15 protein-coding genes are annotated in these 16,601 nt (G+C 40.2%); 7 read left to right on the top strand and 8 right to left on the bottom strand.

Annotation, left to right across the window (positions count from 1 at the left end; all coding sequences use genetic code 11):
- Positions 1-16 precede the first annotated feature (16 nt).
- The 3 genes from ACZ5WS_RS14745 to ACZ5WS_RS14735 all read right to left on the bottom strand — a co-directional run bounded on the left by ACZ5WS_RS14745 (position 17) and on the right by ACZ5WS_RS14735 (position 4,502).
- Positions 17-1,342, bottom strand: coding sequence for a glycerophosphodiester phosphodiesterase family protein (locus ACZ5WS_RS14745; RefSeq protein ID WP_464709503.1), 1,326 nt, complete (start codon positions 1,340-1,342; stop codon positions 17-19).
- A gap of 69 nt (positions 1,343-1,411) precedes the next feature.
- Positions 1,412-2,257 (bottom strand): carboxylate/amino acid/amine transporter, encoded by an 846-nt coding sequence (locus ACZ5WS_RS14740; protein ID WP_178955493.1) that lies wholly within the window; start codon positions 2,255-2,257, stop codon positions 1,412-1,414.
- 109 nt (positions 2,258-2,366) lie between these two features.
- Positions 2,367-4,502: a M3 family metallopeptidase gene (locus ACZ5WS_RS14735; RefSeq protein ID WP_290168811.1), complete on the bottom strand. Its 2,136-nt coding sequence runs from the start codon at positions 4,500-4,502 to the stop codon at positions 2,367-2,369.
- Between the two features lie 289 nt (positions 4,503-4,791).
- On the opposite strand from ACZ5WS_RS14735, the gene ACZ5WS_RS14730 reads away from it, so the two are divergent.
- The 6 genes from ACZ5WS_RS14730 (at position 4,792) to yegD (ending at position 11,761) form a co-directional block, all read left to right on the top strand.
- Entirely contained in the window at positions 4,792-5,664 is an 873-nt protein-coding gene (locus tag ACZ5WS_RS14730) for a mechanosensitive ion channel family protein (protein ID WP_055011699.1), read from the top strand.
- Positions 5,665-6,012: 348 nt separating this feature from the next.
- Positions 6,013-8,301, top strand: a complete 2,289-nt coding sequence (locus ACZ5WS_RS14725) for a TonB-dependent receptor (protein WP_290168807.1) — start codon at positions 6,013-6,015, stop codon at positions 8,299-8,301.
- Between the two features lie 115 nt (positions 8,302-8,416).
- A complete protein-coding gene (locus ACZ5WS_RS14720; protein WP_248473382.1) occupies positions 8,417-8,716 on the top strand; it encodes a hypothetical protein in 300 nt (99 codons plus the stop codon).
- Between the two features lie 73 nt (positions 8,717-8,789).
- Complete coding sequence (locus tag ACZ5WS_RS14715) at positions 8,790-9,446, top strand: HAD family hydrolase (protein WP_464709494.1); 657 nt, start codon at positions 8,790-8,792, stop codon at positions 9,444-9,446.
- Positions 9,447-9,480: 34 nt separating this feature from the next.
- Positions 9,481-10,317, top strand: coding sequence for a DNA ligase (locus tag ACZ5WS_RS14710; RefSeq protein ID WP_198522275.1), 837 nt, complete (start codon positions 9,481-9,483; stop codon positions 10,315-10,317).
- A 79-nt stretch (positions 10,318-10,396) separates the two neighbouring features.
- The gene (gene yegD, locus ACZ5WS_RS14705; RefSeq protein WP_198522274.1) at positions 10,397-11,761 is read left to right on the top strand and encodes a molecular chaperone; all 1,365 of its coding nucleotides are present in this window, start codon (positions 10,397-10,399) and stop codon (positions 11,759-11,761) included.
- Positions 11,762-11,765: 4 nt separating this feature from the next.
- Here yegD and ACZ5WS_RS14700 read toward each other — a convergent pair whose 3' ends face one another.
- The 3 genes from ACZ5WS_RS14700 to ACZ5WS_RS14690 form a co-directional block, all read right to left on the bottom strand.
- The gene (locus tag ACZ5WS_RS14700) at positions 11,766-12,230 is read right to left on the bottom strand and encodes a methylglyoxal synthase (protein ID WP_138609705.1); all 465 of its coding nucleotides are present in this window, start codon (positions 12,228-12,230) and stop codon (positions 11,766-11,768) included.
- Between the two features lie 15 nt (positions 12,231-12,245).
- A complete protein-coding gene (locus tag ACZ5WS_RS14695) occupies positions 12,246-12,878 on the bottom strand; it encodes a LysE family translocator (protein ID WP_464709487.1) in 633 nt (210 codons plus the stop codon).
- A gap of 150 nt (positions 12,879-13,028) precedes the next feature.
- Positions 13,029-14,204: a multidrug effflux MFS transporter gene (locus ACZ5WS_RS14690; protein ID WP_198522272.1), complete on the bottom strand. Its 1,176-nt coding sequence runs from the start codon at positions 14,202-14,204 to the stop codon at positions 13,029-13,031.
- 184 nt (positions 14,205-14,388) lie between these two features.
- Here ACZ5WS_RS14690 and ACZ5WS_RS14685 point away from each other — a divergent pair, with 184 nt between their 5' ends.
- Positions 14,389-14,862, top strand: coding sequence for a hotdog fold domain-containing protein (locus ACZ5WS_RS14685; RefSeq protein ID WP_008109556.1), 474 nt, complete (start codon positions 14,389-14,391; stop codon positions 14,860-14,862).
- Positions 14,863-14,946: 84 nt separating this feature from the next.
- On the opposite strand, the gene ACZ5WS_RS14680 is transcribed toward ACZ5WS_RS14685, so the two are convergent.
- Together ACZ5WS_RS14680 and ACZ5WS_RS14675 are read right to left on the bottom strand one after the other, a co-directional pair.
- On the bottom strand, positions 14,947-15,429 hold the full coding sequence (locus ACZ5WS_RS14680) for a bactofilin family protein (protein WP_290168791.1): 483 nt from the start codon (positions 15,427-15,429) through the stop codon (positions 14,947-14,949).
- Positions 15,419-16,582 carry a M23 family metallopeptidase gene (locus ACZ5WS_RS14675; RefSeq protein ID WP_464709480.1) on the bottom strand — a complete coding sequence of 388 codons (1,164 nt, stop codon included), beginning with the start codon at positions 16,580-16,582 and terminating at the stop codon, positions 15,419-15,421. Before ACZ5WS_RS14675 ends, ACZ5WS_RS14680 begins: the two co-directional genes overlap by 11 nt.
- Positions 16,583-16,601: the final 19 nt, after the last annotated feature.

Raw genomic sequence — 16,601 nt, 5'->3', positions numbered from 1 at the left:
AAACACGCCCTAAAGTTTAAATACTTGCAGGCATTTTATTGCAACTGGCGTAATAGCTAACCGTAGCTGGCCAATCAGAAAATATACCGATTACACCAACCTCTTTTGCAAGCACATCAACCACGGCCATCATGTCACCATCGTTATCTATAACATCACTAATTGACTGGTAATAGTATCCGCCTCCATTATTCAGCGGCCCTGAACGTTCAAGACTCCATGCAATAATATTAAGCCCTGCGGCTTTAGCATCAATAGCGTACTGTGATGGCACGATATTACTTTCATTATCTATGGTTAATAGCATCCAAATGGGTGGAGCAATAATTTTAACACCGTCATTAAAAAGCGAAGCCATACTAGGTTGCCATGTGTCGGGGTTGTTAGGATCAAACCCTGCATCGCTGTCTTGGCCATCTAAATACACACTTTGCGCTGCAAATTCAGGGTTAGTATTAATCCAATATTGTACGTCAGCTAAATTAAATGATTGCGGAAAAACATGCGAAGCGGGTACCTCCATTTGCGTGTATTCATCTAGCATTTTTTGTGCGTATTGCGTTTGGGTCATACCGTTAAAGGGCATACTCACTTGAGGTGATTTAAGCTCTGGGGTCATTTTTACTCCGAGCTGTTTAAATAGTGCAATACTTTGTTTGTGGGTCATGAGTGTACCTGAGGTGGCGTATAAGTCAGTGCGCCAACTTGGTGTACCTTTCATGTAATCGCTAACATTGGTGGCAGTGGTGTTTGCGCCATCCATTTTACCCTCAAGGGTTAAAAACTCTGCCAAGCTAATATCGCTGGTACAACATTTAGCTGAAGCAGGCGTGCCACTGTTAGAATTTGCTGGAGTAAATGGCTCACTGCATTTAGCCGCAAGTTCTGGAATAGCTAAAATGTTAGTGGTGGTGTGCAAGTCGCACTGAGAATGGCGGCATACTAGCTCTTTATCATTTGTAAAGGTTACATCGCATTCGACAATACCGGCGCCCATACGAGCAGCCGCTATGTAAGACTCTTTTGTGTGCTCTGGGTATTGCATGGGGGCACCACGGTGACCAATTGAAAAATCAGTACGATAAAAAGGGCCTTCTTTACACGATTCTAATTGTGTTTTTAGTGCGCTGTCAGCCATATCGTCAATTAAGTAGTCGGGGCGAGTACCTAGTTGCGTATTGGTGCCTTGTGCCACTTCAACAATAACCGGGGTAGGTACTTCAACAATTTCAACGTCAGTGTTGGTAACAACCACTTCTTTTTCGACTATTTTTACATCGTCATCACAGCCAGCGAGTGAGCTTAATAATAAAAAAGTTGTTAGAAAAGGTATGCGCTTCATTATTTGTCCTTAAAAATAAAAGTGGACGCTACCTTACTAATTATTAATGACAATTTCACTACAGAGTGATTAATTTGCTGATTTAACCATTATTTGGTTTACCACCAAGGCAAACAGCATCACTCCCGCGCCAATAGTTAATCTAAGTAGGTCTGCGTCTCTATTCCAAATAAGCACATTAACAATTATACCGGCAGGAATAAGCAAGTTGTTCATCACCGCCAGCGCGCCAACATTAACAAGCGTCGCGCCTTTATTCCACATAAAGTAGCCTAAACCGGAGGCCACAATGCCTAAATAAATCAGTATGCCCCATTGAGTTGAGGTACTTGGTAATTTGTTAAGATCACCAAATAAGGCGTAACAGGCGCTTGCAACAATTAGTGCGCCAATAAAAAACCAACCAAATACGGTTTTATCATCGAGTTGTTTATTAAGCATTAATCGTTTGTAGGTTACTTGGCCGATAGCAAAACTAATATTAGCGCCTTGAACCAGTAGTAATCCGACTAAAAAGTTACTGTCTAAGTTTTCATAACGAATGGTAATAGCCCCTAACACGGCAATAAACGCGACGATAAAAAACTGCGGATTAAACTGTTTATTTAGCGCATCGTTTAAAAGCGTAATGTAAAGCGGGGTCATTACAGTAAATAACAGCACTTCTGGCACACTTAAAAACAAAAATGAGTGGTAATAAAAGCCATACATAACCCCCAGTTGCAGTGCGCCTATCAGCATGAGTTTAAACGCAAGTGGGGTAGGGATTTTCTTTAAAAAAGGCAAAAATACTAACGCTGCTAAAGCCACACGAATTAGCACACTAAACCACGCATCAACTTGGCCTGCTAAATACACACCAATTAAACTAAACGAAAACGCCCAAAGAAGGGTAACTGCAAATAAATAGCCCATAACACTCATCTTGTCTTAAGTAATGGTGTCAGTTTATCTGTTATATATTGCTCTATAAACAATAAAAGCCCGCAAGCGGGCTTTTATATCAGTTGATTAAAAATATTAATTAATCAACTAAACCACGGCGCTTAAGCAATGCATCAGTCGTTGGTTTTTGGCCTCTGAACTCAATGTAGCTTTGCATTAAGTCACGGCTGTTACCTTTTGATAGGATCTCTTTACGGAACTTATCGCCATTTTCGCGCGTTAAGCCACCGTTGTTTTCCATATGAGCAAAGGCATCAGCGGCAAATACTTCAGTCCACAGGTAAGCGTAGTAACCTGCTGAGTAACCACCTGCAAAGGTATGGCTAAAGTAGTTTGATTTGTAACGAGGTGGTACAGGGTAGTAATCGATACCGTGTGCCTTTAGTGCTTCGCTTTCAAACTGTTGTACATCAGTTACTTTTTTATCAGAACCAAATGAGTGCCATTCCATATCTAGTAGTGCTGCAGCTAAATATTCAGTGGTACCAAAACCTTGGTTGAACTTTTGCGACTCAAGTACTTTATCAAGTAGTGCTTGAGGAATTGGCTCGCCTGTTTTGTAATGCTTAGCGTAGTTAGCTAATACACTTGGCTCAATCATCCAGTCTTCGTGTGCTTGTGATGGAAATTCAACAAAATCACGCGCTGTAGCAGTGCCTGCTAGGCTTGGGTATTTAACGTCAGAGAATAAACCGTGCGCCGCATGACCAAACTCATGGAACATAGTCGACACTTCGTCAAACGTCATTAGTGTTGGCTCGCCTGCTGCTGGCTTTGGAATGTTTTGCGCATTATAAATAACAGGTTTTGTGCCTTTTAAGCCGCTTTGGCTTACGTATGCACTCATCCATGCACCGCCACGCTTACCTTCACGTGCATATGGGTCCATGTAAAATAAGCCTATTGCGCTGCCATCAGCATTAAATACTTCAAACGCCATGACGTCTTCGTGATAAAGCGGTAGGTCTTTACGCTCTTTGAATGTAATGCCGTAAAGTTTTTCCATTGCAAAGAATAAACCGTTATGAATAACCGACTGCATTTCAAAGTAAGGCTTAACTAAGGCTGGATCTAGGTCGTATTTTTCAGCACGCACTTTTTCTGCATAGAAAGACCAATCCCATGGTTTTAGTTCAAAACTTTCACCAGAATCGTTAATTACTTTTTGAATCGCTTTTGCTTCTGCTTGCGCTTTTTCAACTGCTTTTGGCGCGAGGTCATCTAAAATACCGTACACGTTATCAGTGGTTTGCGCCATGCGTGAAGTCATTACATACGAAGCCCAATCTTTAAAGCCTAACAGTTCTGCTTTTTGTGCACGTAGGTTAGTTTCTTTAATAATAATAGGACCGTTGGTTTTAGCTGCACGGTTGGTTGACGCTTTAAAAATTTGCTCACGCAGTTCACGATTTTCAAGGCTAGATAAAATAGGCTGCTGTGTGGTGTTCACTAAGGTGATCATGTAGCCGTCTTTGCCTGCTTTTTTAGCAGCTGCTGCAAGACCTGCAATTTCACCTTCAGATAAACCAGCTAGTTTGCTTTTATCTGTTACTAAAATAACGTCTTCTTTAAACGATTTTAATACGTTTTGAGAAAACTCTGTTGATAACTTTGCAAGCTCAGCGTTAATTTCACGCATTTTTGCTTTTTCAGCATCATTTAGTTTAGCACCCGCTTTAACAAATTGTTTGTAGTAAAAATCAACAAGACGTTGATCTTCAGCGCTTAACTTATCTTTGTTGTCGTATACTGTTTGTACACGTTCGAACAATGCACCATTTAGATAAATGTCATCAGAGTGTGCTGAGAACACAGGCGCCATTTTTTTATCAATGCGCTGGTACTCATCGTTAGAAATAAGACCTGATAAGTTGTAGAAAGCAGCTGATGCGCGGTTTAATAGCTCACCTGCAAGTTCCATTTCTACCAAGGTATTTTCAAAAGTAGCTGGTTCTGGATTATTAGCAATTGCCATAATTTCTGCATTATGTTGTGCAATACCTGCATCAAATGCAGCTTCGTATTCAGTGGTACCAAACTTATCAAACTCAGGAGCCATGTATTGCAATGGGCTTGGTTTAAATAATACATTGCTTGCGTTGATATCTTGCACTTGTGCTGTGCTTTGTTGTTTTGTTTCTTGGGTGCTTTCAGAAGAACAGGCAGATAATAAAAGTGCACTAGCAATCGTAGTGGCGATCAGTGTTTTACGCATAATAACTCCATAAAAAATAGTAGCCGAAATAGGCTTTTCGAGTCGAAAACCCAGTTAACTTACCAAATTTTGACTTATATACAACAAAGTTTATCGATTTAAAGCGGGATTTAAACGCAAATTAGGTGATAAAAACTCGGTATGTAAATAAAAAAGTAGAAAAATACAGCAATTATGCAATTAACTTTAAGTTTGTTGCTGCGTATTTAAGCTAACCGCATGCTAAACTTGGGGTATTATTAGCGCATAAAAATAATCGTTTGTGTGCGACCTTATACATGGAAAATAAATGAACTTAGAACAAATTAATCACATTCTCGCCTTCGTATTGTTTAGCTACAACGACATTCACATTACCGTGGCAAAAGTAATTCAAGTGCCGCTAATTTTGTTTACTATGTGGGTTGTGGTGACTCAGATTGGCAAGTTAATTAAAAAGTCATTACTTGCACGAAAAATGAGCCCAGATGCAGTGCATTTATTCACGCGTTTTTATTTCATTTTAAGTATTGCGATTTTACTTTTTACCTCCCTTGAGGTGCTCAACATTCCACTAACCGCATTTGCCTTTGTATCGGGTGCCATTGCCATCGGTGTGGGGTTCGGTGCACAAAATATTATTAATAACTTTATTAGTGGCTGGATATTAATGTGGGAGCGGCCAATCCGTATTGGCGACTTTTTAGAGGTTGGCACTGCAAAAGGGGTGGTTGAAACCATTAATACTCGCTCTACTCGTATTCGCAGGAACGACGGTGTTCATATGCTAATACCCAATAGCCAGTTATTAGAAAACACAGTTACCAACTGGACGCTTATTGACGGTAATGCGCGCTCATCTGTGAGCGTAGGCGTAGCTTATGGCTCTGATGTGTTATTAGTTAAAAAGTTAATTCAGCAAGTATTAGATGAGCATGAGGCAATATTGGCAACGCCTCAATCAACCGTATTGTTTGATGATTTTGCAGATAGCTCGTTAGTTTTTAATGCTATTTTTTGGGTCTGCGCTGAATCAGAAACTCGATTAAGACAAGTCCGCAGTGATATTCGTTTTAGGATTTATGAAGTGTTTGAACAACACGATGTGGTGATTGCATTTCCGCAGCGAGATCTTCATATTGATGGTGAAATTGTTCTTAAACGCTCATTAGTGAAAAAGTAGTATTTAAAAAAGTGTCGCGTTATTCCGCTATATTTTTTAACAATTCAACGTAAGGACATATGTCCGCTTTTTGGTTTTTTAGTTGCTAAAAGTACACTAAATGTCGGGATAGTGCGGTTAAGTGTTAAAAATAAGTTTAATTTTTAGTGTTCAGTATGCAGTAAATAAATTACACCATGATATAATCTTGCGCATTCAGTCAGCCTTATTTATGCCGTTTTTGTACTCTCGGTAATAAGGTCCGCGCCGCATAGAGCAAGTCGCGAAAAATTGACTGAATCCGTAATTATTTAATTGCGCAACACATCAACCGTTGAACAAGAGTGCACTAAAAAGGTTAACCCCGACATGAAAGCAATGAAAAGATCTACGTTAGCAACCCTTATCAATGCAACGTTGTTCTCTGCCGTAGCAGGTACGTCAATTTCAGCCGTAGCTGCTGAGCAAGAAACTACTGCTAAGAAGAACCAACTAGAAGTTATTCAAGTTACTGCTCGTAAACGAGTAGAAAACGCTCAAGAAGTGCCTGTTGCTGTTTCAGCCTTGCAAGGCGATAGCTTAGATGCTTACAGCTCAGCTGGTATGGATATTCGTTTTATGAATGCGAAAATCCCAAGTTTATCTATTGAATCTTCATTTGGCCGTTCATTCCCACGCTTTTATGTACGTGGCCTTGGTAACACTGATTTCGATTTGAATGCTTCGCAACCAGTGTCGCTTGTGGTTGATGAAATTGTACAAGAAAACGCAATCTTAAAAGGTTTCCCTGTATTTGACGTAGCACGTGTTGAAGTGCTTCGTGGTCCTCAAGGTACATTATTTGGTCGTAATACACCGGCTGGTCTAGTTAAATTTGATACCGTAAAACCAAGTCAAGAATTTGAAGGCTATGGCTCTGTATCTTACGGTAGTCGTGGTGCTGTTGACTTTGAAGGCGCTGTTGGTGGTTCATTAACAGATCGTTTATCAACACGTGTTTCAGTACTTTGGCAAGATAAAGACGATTACATTGATAATCGTGCACCAGGTTTTGAGCAAAAAGATGCCTTAGGTGGTTACACTGAACAAGCAGCCCGTATTCAGTTTTTATATGAAGGTGACGATTTCACTGGATTATTTAATTACCATGTTCGTGATTTAGATGGCTCTCCAATTGCCTTTCGTGCTAACACTATCAAACCTGGTACTAACGATTTAGTTGATGGTTTTGAAAATGACGTGGTGTATCACGATGCCGCATCTCGTGCGACGCAGCAAGTGGAATCGCAAGGTGCAAGCCTTAAGCTTGAGTGGGACTTAGCTAACCATACAGTAACGTCAATCTCTGGTTGGGAAAGTGCAGAAATTTACTCTCGTGCTGACATCGATGGTGGCTACGGTGGGTTCTCCATCAATGATGTTCCAGTTGCAATGGGCCCTGGTTTTATTCCTTTCTCTTCAGAAAGTGCTGATGGTATTCCAGACCAAGACCAATACACGCAAGAACTTCGCTTATCAAGCAACTTTACTGGTGACGTAAATTACCAAGTGGGTGTTTTTTACTTCGACGAAGCATTAACAATTGAAAACTTTAGCTATGATACAGCCAATAATGGCGTATTAAACGGTTTTGTTAGTCAGCAGCAAGACACTAAAGCATGGGCTGTATTCGGCTCAGTTGATTACACTATTACTGATGATTTAAAAGTAACCGCGGGTCTTCGTTATTCAGATGATGAGAAAGAATTCTCAGCTAACCGCACGCTTAGCCCAATTGGTGGTGCAGCGACTTATATCGAAAAAAATGTTAGCGATGATCACGTAAGCTGGGATTTATCAGCTAACTACAAAATCAACGATGACGTAAACTGGTATGGCCGTATTGCTAACAGTTTCCGCGCACCAAGTCTTCAAGGTCGTATCTTATTTGGTGATGAAGTAACCGTTGCTGATTCAGAAACTGTTACCTCGTTTGAAACAGGTATTAAATCTGATGTGTTAGATGGCCAAGGCCGTGTAAATGCAACAGTATTTTATTACACTATGGATGACCAGCAGCTAACGGCAGTGGGTGGTGGTGCTAACTTTAACCGTCTATTAAATGCTGATAAAACAACCGGCTATGGTTTCGAAATTGATTCTGAGTGGGTGTTAACTGACGAATTAAATGCAACCTTCAACTTAAGCTACAACAAAACTGAGCTTAAAGATAAAGATTTAGCCGTTGCAGTGTGTGCACAGTGTACTGTTACTGATCCTACGTTCCAAGTACCAGGTGCATTTGGTCCTGAAGATCGTGCTATTTTAGATGGCAATAGCTTACCGCATGCACCAGAGTGGATCTCTAACATCACACTTCGTTACACTAAAGAACTCGCTGAAGGTGATTTCTTTGCTTACGCTGATGTGTCGTACCGCAGTGAGATTGACTTTTTCTTATATGAATCAGTTGAGTTTGAGGGTAAGCCACTGACAGAAGTAGGTTTACGTGCTGGCTATGCATGGGCGCAAGGCGATTACGAATATGAAGTATCAGCATTTGTGCGTAACATGTTTGACGAGCAGCAGACGATTGGTGGTGTTGATTTCAACAACAATACAGCCATGGTTAATGAAGAGCGTTACATTGGCGCTGAGTTTAAAGTTAACTTTTTCTAATCGAAAAGTTTAACGTTAAATTGTAATTATTGATAAAAGCCTGCCTAGTGCAGGCTTTTTTATTTTGGTAGAGCTGCTACAGTAGCGCTCATATGTTTATTAAAGAGAAAAAGTAATGGCTGGATTTTGGAATTACCGTGTAATTTTTTGTGAAGCAACCAAAGATGAAGCTGCGCAATATCAAATACACGAAGTGGAATATAACCTAAATGGTAAAGTAACTAACTGGTCAGAAACTGGTGCAGCACCATTTGGAACCACATTAGATGCGTTAAAAGATGATGCTGAGCGCTTAAAAACCGCCTTCGAAAAGCCGATACTTAAAGTAATGCGCAAAGCCCGAGGTTATGAGTTAGTTGATGTAGATACCGGCGAAGACGCTTATGCTGAGCCGCCAGCAGGTTTGGCTGAGTAACACAAATTATTAAAAGGTGCCTAGGCACCTTTTTTATTACCTAAAGTTTAGGTTAAATAACCAGGAGAAAAGAATGTCAATTGAAGCGGTATTATTTGATATGGATGGCACTTTGGTTGACTCGGAAAGTGTGCACTATAACTGCTGGAGCCAATTACTTGCGCCTTTTGGTGTGTGTTATAAAGAAGATGATTTTTGTCGGCGCTTTTCGGGACGTCCCACTATTGACGCTGCAAAGGAAATAAAACAAGTTCATAACTTGTCTGTAAGTAGCCGCTATTTAGCGGATGAAAAATATCGCTTATTTAGTGAGTACGTTAAAATCAATTTACCGCCTTTAATGCCTTATGCTGAAAATGTTCTGTTAGCGGTTAAAGAGCAAGGTTTAAAAATGGCGTTAGTAACAGGCAGCGCAAGGCATGAAGCTGAGCCAATACTAAAAGGATTAGAGTTTTATAATTTATTCGATACCGTTGTTACTAAAGATGATGTAATTAATCCAAAGCCTGCCGGTGATCCCTACTTATTAGCACTTAAAAATATGCAGGTTGCTGCACAAAATGCGATTGCCGTTGAAGATACTTTCACCGGTGTAACCGCAGCGAATAATGCTGCTTTAGCTGTGATAGCTATCGCTAATAAACATACACAGGAGCACGACTTTAGTAAAGCAACACAGCAAATGCAAAGCTTTGAAGAATTTTGGCACTGGCTTCAATCTCAACTATAGTTTAAGCCATATTTAAATTTGCAAGGATGCAGCAATGATTAAAGCAACGCTGTTTACTTTTTTAACCCTCATTAGTTCGGGCTTATTGGCGCAATTGCCTCCAGTGCAACTTGCTAATGTTTACGATGAAACTAAGCATGAAGATATTCGTCAATATTTGGTGAGTGAAAAGTATGACGGAGTAAGAGCAATCTGGACGGGAAAGCAGTTTGTAACCCGTCAAGGCAACTCCATAAACCCGCCTAAGTGGTTTACCGCTCCTTTGCCAGACGTTTGGCTAGATGGTGAGTTATGGACCAAGCGGGGTCAATTTTCTGTACTCAGTGGTATTGTCAGAACAAAAATACCCAACGATTTGCAATGGCAAAGTATTACTTATCAGGTATTTGATATGCCAGATGCCGGTACGCCTTTTCACCGTCGTTATCAAAATTATCTGTCACTCATTACTAAGCTAAATAGCCCCCATATTAAAGCGGTTAAGCAATATCAATTTAGCGACAACCAGCAACTCAGTGATTATTTTAATCAGGTTACTAAACAAGGCGGCGAGGGCGTTATGCTTCATTTAGCAGAGGCTAAGCATACAACTGGTCGCTCTAGTGCATTGTTAAAACTCAAGCCATATTTAGATGCCGAAGCGTTAGTAATTGAACATTTACCGGGTAAAGGTAAATACACAGGAATGCTTGGCGCATTGAAAGTACAGACAAAACAGGGGCTGATATTTTCTATTGGCACGGGTTTTAGTGATAAAGAGCGAAAGTATCCGCCAGCTATAGGCTCAACAATTACTTATCGGTACCACGGGTACACTAAAAATGGCTTGCCGCGTTTTGCCAGCTTCTTACGGGAAAGACCCGAAAAATAAAGAGTGTAGGCCAATTCAGTATATATTTTTTAGCAATTATGCTAAATTGCGCGGCCTTTTTAGTGATGTTTGGTGATCTATGTTTGTTGGTTTTGATTATGGTAGTTCTAATTGTGCTATGGGTGTTTTAAACGAAGAGCGTGTTCAGCTCATTCCTTTAGAGCAAGGCAAACATTATCTTCCATCAACTCTATACACACATCATAGTGCTTTAGTCGTTGATTTTGTAGCGCAGCATTTAAACGGCTCAGAGCATGAGCATGGCTATAAAACCGCGCGCCAACCCTTGCTTAATACACTCCCGCGAATTAAATCAGACCTAGATCTACAAGCCGGCGATGAGACTCTATTTATCGGCCGTGAGGCGATTAGTGAATATGTGCAATTTCCTGAGGAAGGTTATTTTGTAAAATCCCCTAAATCATTTTTTGGCGCTACTGGTTTAAAGCAAGGACAAATTAATTTTTTTGAAGATATTGCCACAGCAATGATTTTAAAAATAAAACAACGTGCTGAATTATCGTTAGGGTATACGCTGAGCCAAACTGTTATTGGTCGCCCAGTGAATTTTCAAGCGGTTGGTGGTGAGCAGTCAAACCAACAAGCCGTGGGTATTTTAACACGCGCAGCAAACCGAGCCGGCTTTAAAGATGTTGAGTTTTTATATGAGCCACTTGCCGCGGGGATCGATTATGAAAGTGATTTAACGCAAGACCAAAAAGTGCTAGTAATAGATATTGGTGGTGGTACAAGTGACTGTTCATTTGTACAAATGGGGCCAAGTTTTAGGAATAAACAACAACGAGACGCAGACTTTTTGGCACATAGCGGAAAGCGAGTAGGCGGTAATGATTTAGATATTGCTCTGAGCTACCATGGTTTGATGCCGTTACTTGGCTTAGGCAGTACTTTTAAATCGGGTTTACCATTACCTAACCAGGCATTTTGGCAAGCATGTAAAATTAACGATGTGAATTTACAAAGTCAGTTTTATAGTGCTCAGCATTATCGTGAACTGAGTGCACAGCTACGCGATGTGAGTGCGCCCGATTTATATAAACGGCTCATCCATTTACAGCAAAATAAGCAAGGACATCAATTAGTTCAACAAGCTGAAGCGGCAAAAATTGCACTGAGCTCTTCTGAAAACTTTAATTGTGATTTAACATTTCTAGATTCATCACTTGATAAAGATATTTCTATTAATGAATTAGCATTAGCCGTTGACGATAGTATTAGCCAAATAGTGACATTAGCAAAACAGGCCATTGCAGATGCAAACACTACCCCAGATGTAATTTATTTAACGGGTGGTAGTGCGCAATCACCACTGATCAAAGCGGCTTTAAAAACCCACTTAGGCGACATTAAAATGGTTAACGGTGATCACTTTGGCAGTGTCACCGCTGGTCTGACTAAATGGGCGAGTATGCTTTATAAATAAGCTGTTATAAAGAGATTTGTCGGGTTGCGAGGTACTTTTCGTAATCTGGCAAAGAACGCTCAAATTCGCTGTCCATAAGGGGAGAACTTAGTAACATATCAGCGCTTACTTCATTACAAGCAACAGGAATGTTCCACACCGCGGCTAAACGAAGCAATGCTTTTACATCGGGGTCGTGCGGCTGAGATGCCAGAGGATCCCAAAAAAAGATTAATACATGAATTTCATGTTCCGCTATTTTAGCACCAAGCTGCTGATCACCCCCCATAGGTCCACTGAGTAATTGTACGACATTCAAACCGGTGGTTTTTTCTATTAAATGTCCGGTTGTACCAGTGCCGTATAGCTTATGTTTACTTAGCATTGGAGTGTGTTTTTCACACCATAATTTTAACGCGGCTTTTTTTCCATCATGTGCAACAAGGGCTATGTTTTTCTTAGCTGGAAGAGATTGTATTTTTTGGTCCATGCTGATTCTTATTAGTTAGAGTAATAAATTGATAGCCAATGCAATAAATACAATGCCTGTGAACCTATCTATCCAGAGCTGGCTATTTGGGTGGTTTCTAAAAAACTGGGCTATTTTATCGCCGAAATAAATATACGTGCAGTCGATAGGAAAAGCAAAGATTGGATAAAGCAGGCCAAAAAAAGCCAGCTGAAAAGTTGCAGATGACAAGCTAGGGTCTACAAATTGTGGGATAAAAGCAATAAAAAACAAAGCTACCTTAGGGTTGAGTACTTCGGTCATCATCGCTTGAAACATCACGTTTTTGTTTTTACTAGTTGTAACATGAGGCTTATCGTCTTGCTCGCAAATGGGGGGCTTAAAGGTGCCTTTAAGCATCATAAACCCTAAATAACATAAATAGGCTGCACCTGCATACTGTACGCTGGCATACGCTGTTTCAGAGGCTTTTAAAATAGCGCTTAAGCCGACAACCGCAAAAAATGTATGTACTACGCCACCTAAGGCAAAGCCAAAAGCACTTTGCATACCTGCTTTTCGTCCATTAGCAAATGTTTGCGCCATTAAAAACGCGTTTGATGGTCCAGGCGCAACGGCCATTAAGAAGCTGGCGAGTAAAAATGAGAGTAAAAAGTCAGGATTGATCATTGCACTTGATTCAAAAGAGGTTGGTAGTTAATGTTATCAAGCATATAGAAAAATAAAAAGCGGGCATATTGCCCGCTTGGTAAAGAGTTTTAACTACAGTGCTAATTGCCTGTGGTGATTACTATTCACAGGCTCAGCAAACGTATTTTATTAGGCATATTTAGTATAACGAAACAGTAAGTAAGAAAAGGGAATTAATAATAAAAAGTGTGTGCCTATAAGCTCGGGTGTTGATAAATTTAAATATTGAGTAATAAATACCAATAAACTTGCTCCACTCATTTGCATCGCTCCCAAAAGAGCTGAGGCGGTGCCAGCTTGTTTAGGGAATAAACTCAAAGCACGCCCAGCAGCAGAGCCAAGTGTCAAAGCAAAACCAAAGGCTGCAATAAACATAGGGATCATTAATGCTAATGGGGTTTTATATTGGCTTAATACTAGCATCAGTAAGCCTGCACTCACTAACAACACAAGACCTGCTTTTAGAGCTCTTTTTGGTTGGCGTTTAATGTAAATAGGCATGATAAAGCTAGCAAGAATACTAAGCACTGCATTGAGCGAGAACCAAAATGTAAAGTCGGCTACGCTGCCACCTAACTCAGTAATAAGCCAACCAGGAGCCAGTGTTACAAATACTAATATAGCTGACATAGTGACCATACATAACAAGCTATTAAATAAAAATAACGGAGTTGAAATAATAGGGATAAAGCGCCTTAAATCTAAGATATGCCCTTGGTAATAGCTGTCTGCTGGCCTGGTTTCTCTAAATAGAAATAAGGTGACAATAAATCCCAATAGTGCAAAACCAGTTAAAAATAGAAAGTTCATTTGCCAACCAAACTGCACGGTTAACCAAGCACCTAAAATGGGGGCTAAAGCAGGAATAAAGCACACGATCCCGTTTAGGTAGGTAATTATTTGGCCACTGCGTTCACTACCAAACTTATCTCTTACTATTGCGAAAGCAACAACAAAGGTGGCGCATGCGCCTAACCCTTGAATTGCACGAGCAAACATCAGTATTAAAAAGCTAGGAGCATAGTATGCGCCTAATGCCGCCAGTCCATATAAAGTTACACCGGTTAAGGCTACCGGCTTACGTCCAAAACGATCAGCAAGAGGGCCTGCAATTAATTGCCCCAAACCAACAGTAAGCATAAAAATAGCCACCGTTTGCTGTACTTGTTTTTCGCTCACTGAAAATTGCTCTGCAATAGTAGGAAAGGCAGGCAAATAAATATCAATGCCCATAGGACAAAAAATGACGAGTAACGCTAAGATCAGTAATAAAATTAAGTTTGGTTTAGCGGGCTGTGTTTGCATCAGGTCTCCTTTTGTCGGTATTTTAAGTGGCGACTGATGAAAAAGAAAGGGCTTATGACCGATGCATCAGACATGTTACCTACTTTTAACTTTATTATGATTATTTTTGTTTAAGTATCACACTTCTTTAAACTGATCCGATGTGTTAATTTGCTTTTTAAGCAAAGACAATGGAAAAACAATAATGAGTAATGAGTCTGCATTAATAAAAACGTGGCATAAATTTAAAAAGCTGCCGTTTGGTAACTGGCTGTTTAGTAAAGCCGTATGTTTTAAAGCGCCTTACTTTGGCTCTATGAAACCTACTATTTTAGATTTAAAAGCAGGGCACTGTAGTGCTGTGGTTAAAAACACACGCCGTGTACACAATCACATTGGCACTATTCACGCTATCGCACAATGTAATTTGGCTGAGCTGTGTGCGGGGGTGATGGTTGATGCAACGGTACCTTATAAAACCCATCGTTGGATCCCTAAGGGAATGACAGTACAGTACCTGGCTAAGGTAGACACAGACGTTACTGCTATCGCTGAGATTGACTTGCCTCATCAATGGATTGATAAAGAAGATTTAGTCGTACCGGTAAAGCTTTACAATACGCGTAACGAACTGGTTTTTACCGCAGACATAACCATGTATATAACACAGAAAAAGTGAGCATATAGACCGCCAAAGGGACTTTAAAGAGGCAACTAATGGTTTAGCTGAATAGGTGAGCTAAACCATTTGAAACTAATGAAGTTAGCTTTTAGCAGCAGGCTGCTTATTTACAAACGAAAGCCCACTGTCTTCATTATCAACAATGGCTTTTACATCGTGAACCGGTTTTGGCTTATCTTTGGTATGTTCAATGACTTCTTTTTCAAAGCGTTGCTTTAAACTGCCTTCAATAATAGCACCTGCTTCTATGCTCAGGGTGTCGTGAAAAATATCGCCAAGTACATGGGCATTATTTTCTATCTTCACTTCACTTGCATTTAAAGAACCTATAATTTTACCTTTAACAATAACACTGCTCGCCTCAACAACGCCTTCAACAACACCTGAGGTGCCGATTACTAAATGTTCGGCTTTAATGTCACCGTCGATTCGTCCGTCGAGCTGCACTTCGCCTTGGCTTACTAAAGAGCCCGTTATACGCACATCGTTAGAAATGATTGAGGGAGTGTGACTCACTCGCTTAATGGATGAGTCTGTTTTTACTTGTTTATTTTTACCAAACACGAGAAAGCGCCTTTGTTATTTTTAGTGGATTGACATGCTTGTCGTCTATTAATACTTCATAGTGTAAATGAGTACTTGTACTTCTTCCGGTACTGCCCATTAAGCCAATTACATCGTGCTTTGTGATCGCTTGACCTTTTTTAACATTAATTTTGTTTAAGTGACCAAAGCGCGTTACAACACCGTTTTTATGCTCTAACTCTATAAAGTTACCATACCCGCCATTACGGCCTGCACGAAGAACAATGCCATCGGCAGGGGCAAAAATTTCTGTTTTATGCCACCCAGCTAAGTCGATACCTTTATGAAAAGCGCGCCTTTTATTCATTGGGTCTTTTCTAAGCCCAAAATTACTAGAAATGTAATACTTAGCAGCAGGCAGAGGCAGAGTGTTTGGCAACGCCGTTAAAAAGCTCTCAAGCTGGTTTAACAGCAATAACTTATCGGCAATGACAAGAAAAGTACTTGGTATTTTACTTTCATCGAGTATATCTAGCGGGCCACCTTGCGCCGTTGTTTGTGTGCTTAATGTTAGATGTTGCGCCAGTGCGTTCTCAAGAACCGTGCCTTGAAGTATTTCTATAATCGCATCGTGCCGTTGATTAATTTGTGCGGCTAGTAACGTGAAATTAGTATCGTATTGCTGATTTAATATGGTGTAGCGCTGCTCAAAACTGGTTAAACCGTTTTGTGCGTGTTTATTTTGTGTTTTATCTTCTTCGAGCGGCTCATGAAATTCGCTTTCGTTCTCATTAATAGGAGAAGATTCAAGCTCACCCTCTAATTTTATTGCATCTTTACTTATAGAAGCTGGGAGTGATTCAATCATACCTTGTAATAAAGCTTGTTTTTGTTCTAGTTCAGCTAACTGCTCTTGTTGCAATGCGTAGCGTTGTTGCTGTTGCTTTACTTTTTGTTGCCATTGTACTTGCTTATCAAGCTGAGTTTGCTCGATATGAGAAATTTGGTGTGTTTGCATGTAAACACGGATACTCGAAATACTGATCCATGCAATAGCAATGAAAATAATAGCAAGCACAGAAACCTGTAACCAAGGCGCCAAAACAACATGCTTTACTTCACCATTTTGGCGAATAAGCAGCTGACGAGCTGGAAAATGCTTATGAAAGAAAGATTTTATAAATACAGGCATGTTACATATACACTGGCTA

The sequence above is a fragment of the Pseudoalteromonas sp. 11L1 genome, from assembly GCF_055397545.1.
Note: the sequence above shows the minus strand (reverse complement) of the source record. Positions and strands in the feature narration are given on the sequence as shown.